The sequence below is a fragment of the Corynebacterium jeikeium genome, assembly GCF_028609885.1.
Lineage (GTDB): Bacteria > Actinomycetota > Actinomycetes > Mycobacteriales > Mycobacteriaceae > Corynebacterium > Corynebacterium jeikeium.
This window is the reverse complement of the sequence record NZ_CP063195.1, coordinates 1,173,365-1,189,144: the sequence shown is the minus strand read 5'-3', so window position 1 is coordinate 1,189,144 and position 15,780 is coordinate 1,173,365. Positions and strand designations below refer to the sequence as shown.

14 protein-coding genes are annotated in these 15,780 nt (G+C 63.7%); all 14 read left to right on the top strand.

Annotated elements, in window-relative coordinates; all coding sequences use genetic code 11:
• The first annotated feature begins 4 nt into the window (after positions 1-4).
• Positions 5-1,069: a bifunctional diaminohydroxyphosphoribosylaminopyrimidine deaminase/5-amino-6-(5-phosphoribosylamino)uracil reductase RibD gene (gene ribD, locus CJEIK_RS05240; protein ID WP_005294845.1), complete on the top strand. Its 1,065-nt coding sequence runs from the start codon at positions 5-7 to the stop codon at positions 1,067-1,069.
• 66 nt (positions 1,070-1,135) lie between these two features.
• Positions 1,136-1,768 carry a riboflavin synthase gene (locus CJEIK_RS05235; RefSeq protein ID WP_005294843.1) on the top strand — a complete coding sequence of 211 codons (633 nt, stop codon included), beginning with the start codon at positions 1,136-1,138 and terminating at the stop codon, positions 1,766-1,768.
• Positions 1,769-1,786: 18 nt separating this feature from the next.
• Positions 1,787-3,058 carry a bifunctional 3,4-dihydroxy-2-butanone-4-phosphate synthase/GTP cyclohydrolase II gene (locus CJEIK_RS05230; RefSeq protein ID WP_005294840.1) on the top strand — a complete coding sequence of 424 codons (1,272 nt, stop codon included), beginning with the start codon at positions 1,787-1,789 and terminating at the stop codon, positions 3,056-3,058.
• An 89-nt stretch (positions 3,059-3,147) separates the two neighbouring features.
• Entirely contained in the window at positions 3,148-3,576 is a 429-nt protein-coding gene (ribH, locus tag CJEIK_RS05225) for a 6,7-dimethyl-8-ribityllumazine synthase (protein WP_005294838.1), read from the top strand.
• Between the two features lie 35 nt (positions 3,577-3,611).
• Complete coding sequence (locus CJEIK_RS05220) at positions 3,612-4,067, top strand: PH domain-containing protein (protein WP_005294835.1); 456 nt, start codon at positions 3,612-3,614, stop codon at positions 4,065-4,067.
• Positions 4,060-6,132 (top strand): excinuclease ABC subunit UvrC, encoded by a 2,073-nt coding sequence (gene uvrC / locus CJEIK_RS05215; RefSeq protein WP_005294832.1) that lies wholly within the window; start codon positions 4,060-4,062, stop codon positions 6,130-6,132. The genes CJEIK_RS05220 and uvrC overlap by 8 nt, the downstream gene beginning before the upstream one ends.
• Positions 6,133-6,143: 11 nt before the next feature.
• The gene (rapZ, locus tag CJEIK_RS05210) at positions 6,144-7,019 is read left to right on the top strand and encodes an RNase adapter RapZ (protein WP_005294831.1); all 876 of its coding nucleotides are present in this window, start codon (positions 6,144-6,146) and stop codon (positions 7,017-7,019) included.
• A 22-nt stretch (positions 7,020-7,041) separates the two neighbouring features.
• Positions 7,042-8,049 (top strand): gluconeogenesis factor YvcK family protein, encoded by a 1,008-nt coding sequence (locus tag CJEIK_RS05205; RefSeq protein ID WP_005294829.1) that lies wholly within the window; start codon positions 7,042-7,044, stop codon positions 8,047-8,049.
• Positions 8,050-8,120: 71 nt separating this feature from the next.
• On the top strand, positions 8,121-9,107 hold the full coding sequence (gene whiA, locus CJEIK_RS05200) for a DNA-binding protein WhiA (protein ID WP_011273575.1): 987 nt from the start codon (positions 8,121-8,123) through the stop codon (positions 9,105-9,107).
• A gap of 158 nt (positions 9,108-9,265) precedes the next feature.
• Positions 9,266-10,273 (top strand): type I glyceraldehyde-3-phosphate dehydrogenase, encoded by a 1,008-nt coding sequence (gap, locus tag CJEIK_RS05195; protein WP_005294824.1) that lies wholly within the window; start codon positions 9,266-9,268, stop codon positions 10,271-10,273.
• Between the two features lie 173 nt (positions 10,274-10,446).
• Positions 10,447-11,658: a phosphoglycerate kinase gene (locus CJEIK_RS05190; RefSeq protein WP_005294821.1), complete on the top strand. Its 1,212-nt coding sequence runs from the start codon at positions 10,447-10,449 to the stop codon at positions 11,656-11,658.
• Between the two features lie 78 nt (positions 11,659-11,736).
• Positions 11,737-12,522 carry a triose-phosphate isomerase gene (gene tpiA / locus CJEIK_RS05185; protein ID WP_005294818.1) on the top strand — a complete coding sequence of 262 codons (786 nt, stop codon included), beginning with the start codon at positions 11,737-11,739 and terminating at the stop codon, positions 12,520-12,522.
• A gap of 12 nt (positions 12,523-12,534) precedes the next feature.
• Complete coding sequence (ppc, locus tag CJEIK_RS05180) at positions 12,535-15,381, top strand: phosphoenolpyruvate carboxylase (protein WP_077536119.1); 2,847 nt, start codon at positions 12,535-12,537, stop codon at positions 15,379-15,381.
• Between the two features lie 139 nt (positions 15,382-15,520).
• Positions 15,521-15,760 (top strand): preprotein translocase subunit SecG, encoded by a 240-nt coding sequence (gene secG / locus CJEIK_RS05175; RefSeq protein ID WP_005294813.1) that lies wholly within the window; start codon positions 15,521-15,523, stop codon positions 15,758-15,760.
• Positions 15,761-15,780 lie beyond the last annotated feature (20 nt).

Below are 15,780 nucleotides of genomic sequence, written 5' to 3'. Positions count from 1 at the left end.
TTCTATGGATCTTTCTCTTTTTGCTGACGCCCACAGTCTCGGCTGGCGGGCGGCCCAGCTAGCCAGCCCGAATCCGCCGGTCGGCGCGGTGATCGAAGATTCTTCCGGGCAGGTGGTGGGCCGCGGATTCACGCAGGCCCCCGGCGGGGCGCATGCGGAGGTCGTCGCTCTGCAGCAGGCCGGTGAGCAAGCACGCGGAGGCCGAGCGATCGTCACTCTGGAGCCCTGCAACCACACCGGGCGCACCGGCCCGTGCGCTGAGGCTCTCATTCGCGCCGGTATTCGGCGGGTGGATTTCCTCTTCGCCGACCTAAACCCCGCTGCCGAGGGCGGCGCCGCCACGCTGCGCGCAGCCGGCGTGGAAGTTCACGGACCCTACCTGCCGCTTCCCACGGCCGGCGACGAAGCAAAGCTGCCCGCGTGGTCGAAGATGTACAGCGTGGAGCCCTGGCTGATTTCCATGGCTCGGCAGCGCCCGCACGTGTGCCTGAAAATGGCCTCCACGCTGGATGGCCGGGTGGCCGCAGTGGATGGCACAAGCCAGTGGATCACCGGCGAGCCAGCGCGCGTGGCGGTGCACGAGGATAGAACTCGGCGCGACGCAATCCTGGTGGGCACCGGAACCATTGCGGCGGATAACCCGCGGCTGACAGCCCGTGATGCCGAAGGGCAGCCGTTTGCCGAGGAACTACAGCCACTGCGGGTCATCATGGGCACTAGCGACATCCCGGTGGACGCGGCGGTATTCGCCGCACCCGGGCACGCCCTGCACCTGCCAACCCGTGACGTCAACGAGGTTTTGGCGGAGCTCTGGAAGCGCGACGTGCGCACTCTGTTGGTGGAAGGAGGCGCTCAGATAGCCGCAGCCTTTATGGAAGCCGACGTGGTGGACGAGGTTCAGTTCTACGCGGCCCCGGCGGTATTGGGGGCGGGGGTGGCGTCACTAAGCGATAGCGAGAACATCCTCGGCCAAACGATCGGGGACATTCGGCGCTTCATCCCGCGTGAGCTGCAGGTTTTCGGCAACGACCTGCGCTGGACCATGACCGCGCCCGGATGCACCCCCTGATACTGGGAAATACCCACAGTGGGATAATGTGTATGTAATCACATACATAAGATCTAAGGAGCGCGTATGTTCACCGGAATCATCGAGGAGGTCGGGCGGGTAGCCGCGATCGAAGAAGCCGGGGATTCTTTAAGGATGCGCTTCACAGCACCGGGTGTGCTGGTGGACGCCAAGCGCGGCGATTCAATCGCCATCAACGGCGTGTGCCTCACCGTCGCCGAGCTCGCTCCCGAAGAGTTCACTGCTGACGTAATGCAGGTGACACTCGACTACAGCGCGCTGGGCGGCGTTTCCGTCGGCGACCGGGTGAACGTGGAACGCGCCATGGCCAGCGGCCAGCGCTTCGGCGGGCACATCGTGCAAGGGCATGTGGACGGCACCGCGACGCTGCAGGAGCGCCGCCCCTCGGAGCACTGGGAGGTGTTCCGGTTCCGACTGGAAGATCCCCAGCTGGCGCGCTACGTGGCCAAGAAGGGTTCCGTGGCGCTCAACGGTACGTCGCTGACGGTAGCGGAAGTGGCCGAAGCAGGCGGGACTGGCTCGGCCGAGGCGTGGTTCGAAGTCTCCCTGATCCCGACCACCCTGGCGGACACGATGCTGGGGGATCTGCACCCGGGCGATACGGTGAATGTGGAATGCGACGTGCTGGCAAAGTACGTCGAGCGGCTGGCACAGCACGGCGCGCAGGATAATCAGTAAAAGGCATAAAGGGCACCAATGAGCACGAGCGAAACTAGCGAACCCCAAGACATCAAACTGGATTCCGTAGAGCGCGCCATCGCCGACATCGCGGCGGGCAAAGCCGTTGTTGTCGTCGACGACGAGGACCGGGAGAACGAGGGCGACCTCATCTTCGCTGCCGAACTGGCCACCCCGGAGCTGATGGCCTTCATGGTGCGGCACAGCTCTGGATATGTCTGCGTAGGCATGGATAGCGCCGACTGCGACCGTCTGGGACTGCCACCAATGGTGGCCCGCAACGAGGACGTCCGCGGCACTGCGTACACCGTCACGGTGGACGCCGCCGAGGGCGTGGATACCGGCATCAGCGCCACCGACCGTGCCCACACCGTGCGCTTGCTGGCAGACCCTACGTCCACCGCCACCGCCTTTAACCGACCTGGACACGTAGTCCCTCTGCGTGCCAAGCGCGGGGGAGTACTCGTCCGCCAAGGCCACACGGAAGCCGCGGTGGACTTGGCACGCGCGGCGAACCTCGCGCCCGCCGGCGTGCTGTGCGAAATCGTCTCTGAGGAAGATCCCACGACCATGGCTCGCCTGCCGGAGCTGCGGCGCTTCGCCGACGAACACGACCTAGCTCTCATTAGCATCGAGCAACTCCAGGATTGGCGCCGCCACCACACCCAGACCCTTGAGCGCGCGGTGGAAACCCGGCTGCCGACCGTCCACGGCAACTTCCGCGCCATTGGCTACGTAAACATCATCGACGGCACAGAACACGTGGCGTTGGTCAAGGGCGATGTGAGTGCCGCGGGCGCCACAAGCGCTGACAGCGAGGAGCCAGTTCCGGTGCGCGTTCACTCTGAGTGCCTGACTGGAGACGTTTTCGGTTCCCGCCGCTGCGACTGCGGCGACCAGCTTTCCGCCGCGCTCGACTATATCGAAGCCAAAGGCCGGGGAGTGGTCATCTACCTGCGTGGCCACGAAGGCCGGGGCATCGGCCTGCTGCCGAAGCTGCGCGCCTACGTGCTGCAGGACGAGGGCTTGGATACCGTCGATGCGAACCTGGAACAAGGACTTCCAGTGGATGCCCGCGAGTACAGCGCTGCCGCGCAGATCCTAAAGGATCTTCAAGTTCAGTCGGTCGCGTTGATCTCCAACAACCCGGATAAGATCCACGACCTGGCCAGCCACGGTGTGGACGTGACCACCCGCATTCCGGTCGAGCTCAACGCCAACGAGGACAATGTGGTGTACCTGCGCACGAAACGCGACCGCATGGGCCACCAACTCGATACCCTGGACTAGAACACAGGCTAGATCTAAGAAGGAGTCCCGCAACCGTGGCACACAATGGAGTCGCCGACGTCCAGCTCAAGGCCGGTTCTGCATATGGCATGACCGTCGCCGTCATCAGCGCATCCTGGAACGCCGATATCACTGACCAGCTCCATGAGCACTCGATCGCTGCTGCCAAGGAGGCCGGGGCGCAGGTCTCGGAGTGGCGGGTCGCCGGGGCACTGGAGCTGCCGGTTGCCGTCGCCGCAGCGTGTAAGCGTTTTGACGCCGTAGTGGCGAATGGCTGCGTAATCCAGGGGGAAACTGAGCACTTCCGCGTGGTCTGCGATGCGGTCACCTACGGCCTGACACGCGCTGGCATGGACTCGGGCACGCCCGTTGGCAACGGTGTACTGACCGTCGACACTCACGAGCAGGCGGTGGACCGTGCAGGGGGCATTGATGCGAAAGAGGACAAGGGGCGCGACGCAGCGGTCGCCGCTATCCACACTGCGCTGGTGCTACGCCAGATCGAGCGTGGCGTTTAGGGGCTACCAACCCGAACAGAGTAGGGTGGATTGCCGTGAGCGATAAGGAGAATTGGGAGCTGGAAGTATCCTCGCCCTTCTTGAAGAAGGTGGCGTGGATCCTGGTCGTGCTGATCATGGCAGTGCACGTATTCATGGCCATCGTTGTGGCCGTGGGCGATACCGGCGTGACGGTATCCGCGGCTGACCAATGGGGATTCATCGGCATCGGCCTGGTCTTCTCCTTCGTAGCGCTATCGCTGCTGCGCCCGCACGTCAAGGTGAACAGCGAGGGTGTGGAAGTACGAAACATCGTAAATGGGCAGTTCTACCCGTGGGAGATCATCCACGGGCTGTCCTTCCCACAGGAGGCCAAGTGGGCGCGCCTGGAATTGCCCGACTTCGAGTTCGTCCCGATGATGGCTCTGAACATCTACGACAAGCAGCTGATCGCCCAGCGTGTAGAGGACTTCCGCCAGTTGGAGGACCGCTACATGCCTTTCGATGACTAGCGTTTCCTACCGCCCCGAGCCCGGCAGTATCCCCACCGACCCGGGGGTCTATACCTTTCGTGACGCCCACGAGCGCGTCATTTACGTCGGCAAAGCCAAGAACCTACGCGCCCGGCTGTCTAACTATTTCCAGGACCTCTCCCAGCTGCACCCGCGCACCCGTGCGATGGTGCAGTCCGCTAACCACGTGCAGTGGACGGTTGTTTCCAGCGAGCTAGAGGCTCTGAACCTGGAGTACACCTGGATCAAGCGCTTCAATCCCCGGTTTAACGTGATGTACCGGGATGACAAGACCTATCCCATGCTGGCGATCAGCGTGAAGGAGCAGATCCCGCGCGCATTCATGTACCGCGGACCCCGGCGCAAGGGCGTGCGTTACTTTGGCCCGTATCCCAAGGCGTGGGCGATTCGGGAAACCCTCGAGTCGCTGACCCGCGTATTTCCGATCAGAACGTGCTCGGCTGGGGTGTATAGGCGTCACGAAGCATTGGGAAGACCCTGCCTCCTCGGCTACATAGATCGCTGCAGTGCTCCGTGCGTGGACAAAATCACCCCGGAAGACCACCGCGCGCTGGTGGATCAGTTCTCCAGCTTCCTGGCGGGCAACACAGATCCTGTGCTGCGTCGGGTGCGCAAGGAGATGGAACAAGCTAGCGAGAACTTGGACTTTGAACGCGCCGCGTCCTTGCGCGACCAGCTGCAGGCCATGCAGAAGTCCATGGAGCGACAGGCGGTAGTGTTCTCCGACAATACGGATGCCGACCTGATCGCCTTCGTCGCCGACGAGCTGGAGGCCGCAGTGCAGATCTTCCACGTTCGTGGCGGACGCATCCACGGCCAGCGTGGTTGGGTGGTCGAGCGAGAGGACTTGAGCGAGGAAAAGCTCGTCGCGGACTTCATCACTCAATTCTACGGCGAGACCGCGGAGCTGGCGAAAGCGACGGAGACCCAGGTGGGAGGCGCCTCCGGCCCGGAGGTTGACCGAGACCTGGCGCGCGCCATCAACCCCGCTGCGGCACAGGATCTGGGCGACCTGGTGGGCGACGTGCAGGTAACGCCTGTACCTCGCGAGATCTTGGTCCACGCAATGCCTGAGGAAGCCGAAGACCTAGCGGCGTGGCTGACGAGCCTGCGCGGCTCCAGGGTGGAGATCCGAGTGCCTCAACGCGGTGACAAGAAGACGCTGATGACCACAGCCGAGACCAATGCAACGCAGGCCCTGGCGCAGCACAAGTTGAAGCGGGCAGGCGACATCACTGCACGCTCGGCGGCACTCAAGGAGCTGCAGGAGGCGCTGTGGATGGACGAATCTCCGCTACGCATCGAGTGCACCGACATTTCGCACATTCAGGGCACCGACGTGGTGGCCAGCCTGGTGGTCTTTGAAGACGGCCTGCCGAAGAAAGCCGACTATCGCCGGTACAAAATCCGCGACGCGGCGGGCGATGGGCACTCCGACGACGTTGCGAGCATCGCGGAGGTGGTGCGTCGCCGCTTCAAGCGCTATCAGCAGGACAAGTCCGCGGTGCCTGCGGGTGACGATGCCGGCGATCTGCTGGAGGGCGAGACGGAGCTGGAAGACAGTGCCGCAGAGGGCACGGACCCTGCTTCCGAGAAGCGCAAGTTCGCCTACCCTCCACAACTCTTCATTGTCGACGGTGGCTTGCCGCAGGTAAATGCCGCTCAGGAGGTGCTCGACGAATTGGGCATCAACGACGTCACCCTGGTGGGCATCGCCAAGCGTCTGGAGGAGATCTGGGTGCCGGGGGAGGAGTACCCGATCATCGTGCCGCGCAACTCGCCAGCGCTTTATCTAGTGCAGAATCTTCGCGATGAGGCACACCGCTTTGCCATCACTTTCCACCGCCAGCAGCGCAGTGCCCGCATGCGTCGCAGCAAGCTGGACGACATTCCGGGACTGGGGCCGAAGCGCCGCAAGCAGCTGGTCAAGGAGTTTGGATCCGTAATGAGGGTCAAGCAGGCCAGCGTAGAGGACATCGCCGCGTTGCCGGGCTTTGGCCCCAAGTTGGCGCAACTCATTCACGACGCGCTCAATGCTGGGTAGGATCGGAAGACATGAGCGCATCAACGCAGCAAGAGCCCACTTTGATCTTGATTACGGGCATGTCTGGGGCGGGGCGCCGTGCCACCGCCGCAGCCCTGGAGGAGCTCGGGTGGTACGTCGCCGACAACCTCCCGCCCGAGCTCATTGTGCGTATGGTCGAGCTCAGTTTCTCTGATGATTCGCCGATCGAGAAGCTGGCGATCGTCACCGACGTGCGCTCCCGCGACTTCGCCGGCAACCTCACCAGCGTGCTGCACGACCTGCACACCGGGGGCCGGCGCCCGACGGTGCTGTACCTGGATGCCACCGACGAGGCGCTGATCGCTCGTTTCGACGCGGTTCGCCGCACCCACCCGCTGCAGCAGAAGGGCACGTTGCAGGACGGCATCGACCGAGAGCGCGAGATGCTGACCAGCATCCGTGAGCGCGCCGACATTGTGCTAGATACCACCAATCGCAGCATCCACGACCTGCGCCGGGAGCTGGAGAAGTTCTTCGCCGCAGCCGACCACTCGAGCGTCCGCATCAACGTGCAGAGCTTCGGCTTCAAGCACGGTCCGCCGAAGGACATCGACATGTTGCTGGATGCTCGCTTTTTGCCGAACCCTTACTGGGATCCGGAGCTGCGGCCCTTTAAAGGTATTGACGCCCCCGTCTCTGACTTCGTGCTGTCGCAGCCAGGCGCGCAAGCGTTCCTCGACCACATCGTCGGGCTCATCCATTCGGTGCTGCCGGGCTATCGCAAGGAGGGTAAATTCTTCGTCTCCGTGGCCATCGGCTGCACGGGTGGGCACCACCGCAGCGTGGCAATCGTCGAGGAACTAACCCGCCGCCTGGCCGACGACGGGGTGCTGGTAAACCTGTCCCACCGGGATCTGGAACGTTAGGGAAGGGGATCGGAGACTAACCATGAGTACTTCCGAGAAGCCCGGCAAGCCCATTGCGAACATCGCCTGCCTCGGCGGCGGGCACGGGCTGTTCAACACGCTGCGTTCGGCGCGCACCATTGCCGACTACGTTTCCGCCATCGTGACGGTTGCCGACGACGGCGGCTCGTCCGGCCGGATCCGCCGCGAGTTGGGATCGCTTCCGCCGGGAGACCTGCGTATGGCTCTGGCGGCATTGACCCGTGACAATGAGCGTGGGCGCATGTGGGAGGAAGTCCTTCAGCATCGCTTCGGAGGCTCCGGGGCGCTGAAGGGCCACGCGCTCGGCAACTTCCTCATCACCGGCCTGGCCCAGGTGATGGGCAGCGAGATGGAAGCCCTCGACGAGATCGGCCGCCTGCTAGGCATCGAGGGGCGCGTGATCCCCATGAGCAACGAGCCGCTGGACCTCGAGGCCGAGGTGTTGGGGCTGGAAGAGGACCCCCGCGAGGTCGTGGCCGTCCGCGGCCAGGTGGCGGTTGCCTCCACCCTCGGCGAAGTGCGCCGCGTAAAACTGTACCCAGAGAACCCGCCGGCATCGAAGGAAGCCGTGGAGGCGATCCGCAATGCCGACCTGGTATCCATGGGGCCGGGCTCCTGGTTCTCGAGTGTCATCCCACACCTGCTGGTGCCGGAGATCGTGGACGCCCTGAATCAGACAAAAGCCGTCAAGGCCCTGGTACTGAACCTAGTTCCGGAACCGGGGGAGACCGCGGGCATGTCCCTCGAACATCACATCCATATGGTGCGTCAGCACTGCCCGAGCCTGCAGATTGACGTTGTCATCGTCGATCTGTCAACGATGCCAGTGGCCAGCACTCGGCGTCATATCGATAGAGCCGCAGCAGCATTAGGCGCCAAGGTCATCTACCGCGACGTGCGGGAGGACGACAACCGGGGGCGCTGGACGGACCGACACAACCCGGCGAAGCTCGCCGCCGTGCTGCAGGAGGTATCCGGGGGCGTGAAGGACCTGCCCGAGCGGGAATAGTTTTCCCGGCTATAATCAGATGCTTTGAGCACTGATTGCATACGACCACCGAGACTAAAGAAGGGAAGCCCGTGGCACTTTCGGCTGATGTGAAGGCAGAGCTGAACCGAGTTCTGGTGACCCGCCACGACGTGATGACCGCTGAAGTCGCCAGCCTGCTGCGCTACACGGCCGCCCTGCACCTGGTGGGCAAGAAGATCGTGGTGGAGTCCGAGGTCGACTCGGCGGAGACCGCCCGGCGGTTGACCGACATGGTTGAGCAGCTGTACAAGATCGAGCCGGAGCACCAGATCATCGGCGCCGGCAACCTGCGCCGCCGCCCACGTCACGTGTTGCGCTGGACTGAAGGCGGCATGGAGCTGGCCCGCCGTACCGAACTGATTGACCGCGTGGGGCGGCCCGTTCGCGGCCTGCCGCGGTTCATCATCGGCGGTACCAAGGACCAATGCGTGGCGGCCTGGCGCGGCGCCTTCCTAGCTCACGGCTACATCACGGACCCGGGTCGATCCTCTGCGTTGGAAGTGCAGACTCCCTCCAACGAGGCTGCCTTGGCTCTGGTGGGCGCTGCCCGCCGCATCGACGTGACAGCCAAGACTAAGGAGGCCCGGGGAGTCAACCGCGTGGTGATTCGCGACGGCGATTCTATCGGGCGGTTGCTAATGCTGATGGGCGCCCAGGACACCCGTGAGGTGTGGGAGAAGCAGCGCCGCACCCGGGAGAACCGAGCCAAGGCCAACCGGTTGGCCAATTTCGACGATGCTAACCTGCGCCGCAGCGCGCGTGCCGCCGTCGCCGCTGCAGCCCGCGTGGAGCGCGCCCTGGAGATCCTGGATAACGACGTTCCTCAGCACCTGGCCCATGCCGGCCAACTGCGTGTTGAGCACAAGGAGGCCTCCTTGGAGGAGCTCGGCCGCCTAGCGGAGCCTCCGATGACGAAGGACGCGGTGGCAGGGCGTATTCGTCGTCTACTGTCTATGGCAGACAAACGCGCCGAGGAGCTGGGGCTGCCGGATACGCACTCCGCGGTGACCTCGGAGCTGTTTAATGATGTCGACTAGTACCCCCGTCCTAAAGGGGGTTAGGAATCCCTGCGAAGCTGATGGGCCGCAGGTACTCTCGGAAGTGTCGGCGTGAGGGTCGAGGGCTTGGTTTTGAGCCGTGGGCCTTGGCGTCTAGATCGAGGTAAATGTAGACGCTCTGTTTAGGAGATCAACTTATGACTATCCGTGTTGGCATCAACGGCTTCGGCCGCATCGGCCGTAACTTCTTCCGCGCTATCCGTTCCCAGGGCGCTGACATCGAGGTTGTCGGCATTAACGACCTGACCGACAACAAGACCCTGTCCGTGCTGCTGAAGAACGACTCCGTGATGGGTCGCCTGGACGCAGAGGTCGAGTACGACGACGAGTCCATCACCGTTGACGGCAAGCGCATCGCCGTATCTGCTGAGCGCGAGCCGAAGAACCTGAAGTGGGGCGAGCTGGGCGCGGACATCGTTATCGAGTCCACCGGCTTCTTCACCGACGCTGAGGCTGCCAAGGCTCACATCGAAGCCGGTGCCAAGAAGGTCATCATCTCCGCTCCGGCGAAGAACGAGGACGCAACCTTCGTCGTCGGTGTTAACCACACTGATTACGACCCGGAGAACCACCACATCATCTCCAACGCATCCTGCACCACCAACTGCCTGGCTCCGCTGGCCAAGACTCTGGACGAGGAGTTCGGCATCGTCAAGGGCCTGATGACCACCGTCCACGCTTACACCGGCGACCAGCGCCTGCACGACGCTCCGCACAAGGATCTGCGCCGCGCCCGCGCCGCAGCCGTGAACCTGGTTCCGACCTCCACCGGTGCAGCTAAGGCCGTTTCCCTGGTTCTGCCGCAGCTGAAGGGCAAGCTGGACGGCTACGCAGTCCGCGTTCCGGTTATCACCGGCTCCCTGACCGACCTGACCTTCGAGGCTGAGAAGCCGGTCACCGTCGAGGCCGTTAACGCTGCGCTGAAGAAGGCTGCCGAGAACGAGCTGAAGGGCATCGCTAAGTACTCCGACGACGCTCCGCTGGTCTCCACCGACATCGTCGGCGACCCGCACTCCTCCGTCTTCGACTCCGGCCTGACCAAGGTCATCGACAACCAGGTCAAGGTTGTCTCCTGGTACGACAACGAGTGGGGCTACTCCTGCCGCCTGGTCGACCTGGCCACCTACGTCGGCGAGCGCCTCTAAGTCGCTTACCGGCCGAAAGTCCGTTTAGGACGATTTAGGACAATGACGGGTTCGGCTCCGATCGCCGCACGTTAGCGCGTCGCGCCGATCGAGTCGACCCGTTTTCTCTTATTCATACAAACCCGCTTTAACCCAAAAGATTTAACCCCAGCAGAAAATTTAAGGAGCTTCCCATGGCCATCAAGACCGTTCAAGATCTGATCAACGAGGGTGTACAGGGGCGCCACGTCCTGGTCCGTGCTGACCTGAACGTCCCGCTGTCCGACGGCAACATCACCGACCCGGGTCGCATCGATGCCTCCGTCCCGACGCTGAAGGCTTTGCTGGAAGCCGGCGCCCGCGTAGTCGTCTCCGCACACCTGGGCCGCCCGAAGGGCGAGTTCAAGGAGGAGTTCTCCCTGGCTCCTGTCGCCGAGGCTCTGGCCGAGCGCCTGGATCAGTGGGTACCGCTGGCCACCGACGTCACGGGCGAGGATGCCCACGAGCGCGCCAATGGCCTGGACGACGGTGACATTCTGCTGCTGGAAAACGTCCGCTTCGACGCCCGCGAGACCTCCAAAGACGAAACCGAGCGCACCGAGTTCGCCGCCGAGCTGGCTGCACTGACCGGTGACAACGGCGCCTTTGTCTCCGACGGCTTCGGCGTGGTTCACCGCAAGCAGGCTTCTGTCTACGACGTGGCCAAGAAGCTCCCGCACTACGCTGGTGGCCTGGTGGAGGCCGAGCTCAACGTGCTGCGCAAGGTATCGGAAGCTCCGGAGAAGCCCTACGCCGTCGTGCTGGGTGGCTCCAAGGTCTCCGACAAGCTGGGCGTCATCGAGGCACTTGCTCCGCGCGTGGACAACCTCATCATCGGCGGCGGCATGTGCTTCACTTTCCTCGCAGCCAAGGGCTACGAGGTCGGCGGCTCCCTGCTGCAGGAAGACATGATCGATACCTGCAAGGACCTGCTGGAGCGTTTCGGCGACGTCATCGCGCTGCCCACCGACGTTGTGGTCGCAGAACGCTTCGACAAGGATGCTGACCACCGCACCGTCGACCTGAACTCCATCCCCGAGGGCTGGATGGGCCTGGACATCGGCCCGGAGTCCGTCAAGGCTTTCGCCGAGGTTCTCTCCAAGTCCAAGACCGTCTTCTGGAACGGCCCGATGGGCGTATTCGAGTTCCCTGCGTTCGCTGAAGGTACGCGCGGTGTTGCTCAGGCAATTATTGACGCCACCGCTGCCGGTGCATTCTCGGTCGTCGGCGGCGGCGACTCGGCCGCAGCTGTGCGCACCCTGGGGCTGAACGAAGAGGGCTTCTCCCACATCTCCACCGGCGGCGGCGCCTCCCTGGAGTTCCTGGAGGGCAAGGAGCTGCCCGGCGTTTCCGTCCTGGAGAGCTAAGCACCCCCCACGTTTGCAAAACGAACCAGCTGCTCGCGCAGCAACCATCTAGAAAGAACTAGAGAGGCATAGACTTTCATGACCGCACGCAAGCCCCTTATCGCCGGCAACTGGAAGATGAACCTGAACCACCTGGAGGCCATGCAGGTCGTCCAGAAGTTCGTCTTCGCACTGCCGAAGGAATACTACGAGTCCGTTGACGTGGCCTTCATCCCGCCGTTTACCGACATCCGCTCCGTGCAGACCCTGGTCGACGGAGACAAGCTGGCCATCACCTACGGCGGCCAGGATGTTTCCCAGCACGCCTCCGGCGCCTACACCGGTGAGGTCTCCGGCGCGATGCTGCAGAAGCTTGGCTGCACCTGGGCCATCGTCGGCCACTCGGAGCGCCGCCAGTACCACGGAGAGACCGACGAGGTAGTGGCCGCCAAGGCACGCGCCGCGCTAGACAACGAGCTGCAGCCCATCGTGTGCGTCGGCGAGCAGCTGGACGTCCGCGAAAAGGGCGAGCACGTAGATTTCGTCAAGGAGCAGACCAAGGCCTCCCTGGCCGGCCTATCCGCTGAGGACCTGGCTAAGACGGTCATCGCCTACGAGCCTGTCTGGGCCATCGGCACCGGCAAGGTTGCCTCCGCCGAGGACGCGCAGGAGGTCTGCCACGCCATTCGCGAGCTCGTCGCAGAGCTGGCGGGCGAGGAGGTTGCAGGTGGAATCCGCATCCTCTATGGCGGTTCCGTGAAGACCGATTCCGTCGGAGAGCTGGTCAGCCAGCCGGACGTCGACGGTGGTCTGGTCGGCGGGGCGTCACTAGACGGCGAAGACTTCGCCCGCCTGGCTGCCGCAGCAGCTAAGGCAACCGCCTAAGAAGCGATAGAGATGAGCAAAGACACGATCCGCGGCACCGCAATTCCCGTCGCTCCCGAAGAGATCGCCCACCCTGAGATCAGCCCGACGGTGCGGGACGATACCCGCTACCTGGGGCGCATCTTGGGCGAGGTGATCCGCGAGCAGGAGGGTGACTACACCTTCAACCTGATCGAAAACACCCGCAGCGCGGCTTTCGACCTGCGTTACGGCGAAATGCCTATCGAGGAGCTCGCCGAGCAGTTCAACAAGCTGCCGACTGAAAAGGCACTGCCGGTCATCCGCGCGTTCTCCCACTTCGCGTTGATGGCGAACCTGGCGGAAGACCTGTACGTCGAGCGGGTGCGTGACCTCGAGGAGGATCGCGGCAACACCGCGCCTCGCTCCACACTGGCCTACACCTGGCAGGAGCTGCACAACCGTGAGGTGCCGGGGGAGAAGGTCGCCGAGACCATGGCGAACGCTCTGGTAGCACCCGTTTTGACGGCGCACCCGACGGAAACTCGCCGGCGGACCGTGTTCGACGTGCAGACCGACATCATGAAGATGATGCGCCGCCGCGCACGTGTGCTCAAGGAGCTGAAGCTTAACCCCGATTCGGTGCGTTCGGCCCGTCAGCTGGCCGAGATCGAGTTGGTGATCCGCCGCCGGATGACGCTGCTGTGGCAGACGTCCCTGATCCGCAGCGTGCGTCCGCGCATCGAGGACGAGATCAAGGTGGGGCTGCGCTACTACGGCATCAGCCTGCTCAGCGAGATTCCGGCCATCAACCGCCGCGTGAACGAGCACATGAAGGAGCAGTACGGAGACGTGGTGCCCCGCACCGCGGTAGTGCGCCCCGGCTCGTGGATCGGCGGTGACCACGACGGCAACCCGTACGTGACGGCGGAAACGGTGGGCATAGCCACGACCTTCGCCGCGCGCACTATCTTCGACCACTACCAGAAGACTATCTACGCGCTGGAGCACGAGCTCAGCTTGTCCTCCAAGTTCATCGACACGACCGAAGCGCTGGAGCAACTGGCCGACCGTGGGCGCAACGACGTGCCTTCCCGCGTAGACGAGCCCTTCCGCCGCGCCCTCCACGGTATGCGTGGGCGCGTGGCTGCCACGGCCAAGCACACCCTGGGAGAGCCGGTGGTCTCCGGAGGCATCCACAAGGGCCACGAGCCCTATGCCAATCCGGCGGAGTTGTTGGCGGACATCGACACGGTCGACGAGGCTCTGCGTCACTCCATGGACGACCTGCTGGCCGACCACACCCTGGCGGACCTGCGGGAGGCCGTAGAGACCTTCGGCTTCAACCTGTACTCGCTGGATCTGCGCCAGAACTCCGAGAGCTTCGAGAACGTGCTGACGGAAGTCTTCGCCCGCGCGGGAGTGGCGGAGAACTATGCCGAGTTGGACGAGGACGCGAAGGTGGAGCTGCTGCTGACAGAGCTGGCCAGCCCGCGCCCCCTTGCCGACCCGGAGGCCGAATGGTCGGAGGAGACCGCCCGCGAGCTCGGCATCTTCCGCGCCGCCGCGAAGGCTGCCAAGAAGTTCGGCGCGGAGGTGGTGCCGCACTGCATCATCTCTATGGCCTCGTCCGTCTCCGACGTGATCGAGCCGATGATCCTGCTCAAGGAAGTCGGGCTTATCCAGGCGAACGGCGAGCACCCGCAGGGATCCGTGGACATCATTCCGCTGTTCGAGACCATCGACGACCTTGCCGGTGGTGCGGACATCATGCGCCAGCTCTGGCAGTTGCCGCTGTACCGCAACTACGTAGCCGGGCGCGGAGATATCCAGGAGATCATGCTGGGCTACTCCGATTCCAACAAGGACGGGGGCTACTTCGCCGCCAACTGGGCGCTCTACGACGCGGAGTTGGCGCTGGTCGAAGCCTCCCGCGAGGCCGGGCTGTTCCTGCGCCTGTTCCACGGGCGTGGCGGCACCGTCGGCCGCGGCGGCGGTCCATCCTACGATGCAATCCTGGCGCAGCCGAAGGGCGCGGTGCAGGGTGCGGTGCGCATCACCGAGCAGGGCGAGATCATCTCCGCCAAGTACGGCGACCCCGCCAACGCCTCCCGCAACCTGGAGGCTCTCGTTGCCGCGACCTTGGAGGCCAGCCTGCTGCCCGTCGACGACCTCGACGACCCCGACGTGGCCTTCGAGACCATGCGGCAGATCGCGGAGGAGTCTAGGAAGGCTTACTCTGCGCTGATGCACGAGGACCCGGGCTTCATCGAGTACTTCACCACCTCCACGCCGCTGGCGGAGATCGGCAGCCTGAACATCGGCTCCCGCCCCTCCTCGCGCAAGCAAACCACCGCGGTCTCGGATCTGCGCGCCATCCCGTGGGTGCTCAGCTGGTCGCAGTCGCGCGTGATGCTGCCCGGTTGGTTCGGAGTGGGCAGCGCCCTGAAGCGGTGGATCGAAGATGGTTCTTCTGTATCTGGTGACGCCACCTCGCGCCTCAACTACCTGCGGGAGCTCCACAGGCGCTGGCCTTTCTTCGACTCGGTGCTTTCTAATATGGCCCAGGTGATGTCTAAGGCGGACCTTTCCATCGCGCAGCTGTACTCCGAGCTGGTGGGCGATAGGGAGGCGGCGGAGCGCATCTTCGACGTGATCGTCGAGGAATACAAGCTGACCGTGGAGATGTTCCTGCAGATCACCGAGCGGGAAACCCTGCTGGCGGACAACCCGGAGCTGGTCAGCTCCGTGCGTAACCGCTTCCCGTACCTGGTGCCGCTGAACCTGCTGCAGGTGGAGCTGCTGCGCCGCTTCCGCGCCGGCGACGATTCCGATAGCGTGCGTTCGGGCATCCAGCTGACGATGAACGGTTTGGCCACCGCGCTGCGCAACTCGGGTTAGATAACTCGAGCTGGCAAGGGGACTAGAACGCCGCATCCCGCGTGGCAGGTTGTCACGCGGGGCGTATAGCGGGTAAATTCGTGGTGTTAATTGAACGTTTTAGTAAGTCGATTTCAAAAGAAGAGTTGAGGGTAGGGCATTGATCCTAACGCTGCAGATCATCCTGGTTATTACCAGCTTGCTGATGGGCCTTTCCGTGTTGCTGCACAAGGGTAAGGGCGGCGGCCTGTCCAGCCTATTCGGTGGCGGCATGCAGTCCAACCTGTCCGGTTCCACCGTGGCGGAGAAGAACCTGGATCGCCTGACCGTGGGCACCGCAGTGATCTGGCTGCTGGCCCTAGTCGGCCTGAACCTGGTTCTGCACTACGGCCTGGCCTAGAAGGCCAGACGACCGTTTAA

What these genes read in the sequence shown, in the direction of transcription:
- CJEIK_RS05205 (WP_005294829.1), top strand. Translation starts at nt 7,042, where the DNA reads ATGAGTACTTCCGAGAAGCCCGGCAAGCCCATTGCGAACATCGCCTGC.
- ribD (WP_005294845.1), top strand. Translation starts at nt 5, where the DNA reads ATGGATCTTTCTCTTTTTGCTGACGCCCACAGTCTCGGCTGGCGGGCG.
- gap (WP_005294824.1), top strand. Translation starts at nt 9,266, where the DNA reads ATGACTATCCGTGTTGGCATCAACGGCTTCGGCCGCATCGGCCGTAAC.
- rapZ (WP_005294831.1), top strand. Translation starts at nt 6,144, where the DNA reads ATGAGCGCATCAACGCAGCAAGAGCCCACTTTGATCTTGATTACGGGC.
- ribH (WP_005294838.1), top strand. Translation starts at nt 3,148, where the DNA reads ATGACCGTCGCCGTCATCAGCGCATCCTGGAACGCCGATATCACTGAC.
- CJEIK_RS05190 (WP_005294821.1), top strand. Translation starts at nt 10,447, where the DNA reads ATGGCCATCAAGACCGTTCAAGATCTGATCAACGAGGGTGTACAGGGG.
- tpiA (WP_005294818.1), top strand. Translation starts at nt 11,737, where the DNA reads ATGACCGCACGCAAGCCCCTTATCGCCGGCAACTGGAAGATGAACCTG.
- ppc (WP_077536119.1), top strand. Translation starts at nt 12,535, where the DNA reads ATGAGCAAAGACACGATCCGCGGCACCGCAATTCCCGTCGCTCCCGAA.
- uvrC (WP_005294832.1), top strand. Translation starts at nt 4,060, where the DNA reads ATGACTAGCGTTTCCTACCGCCCCGAGCCCGGCAGTATCCCCACCGAC.
- CJEIK_RS05235 (WP_005294843.1), top strand. Translation starts at nt 1,136, where the DNA reads ATGTTCACCGGAATCATCGAGGAGGTCGGGCGGGTAGCCGCGATCGAA.
- CJEIK_RS05230 (WP_005294840.1), top strand. Translation starts at nt 1,787, where the DNA reads ATGAGCACGAGCGAAACTAGCGAACCCCAAGACATCAAACTGGATTCC.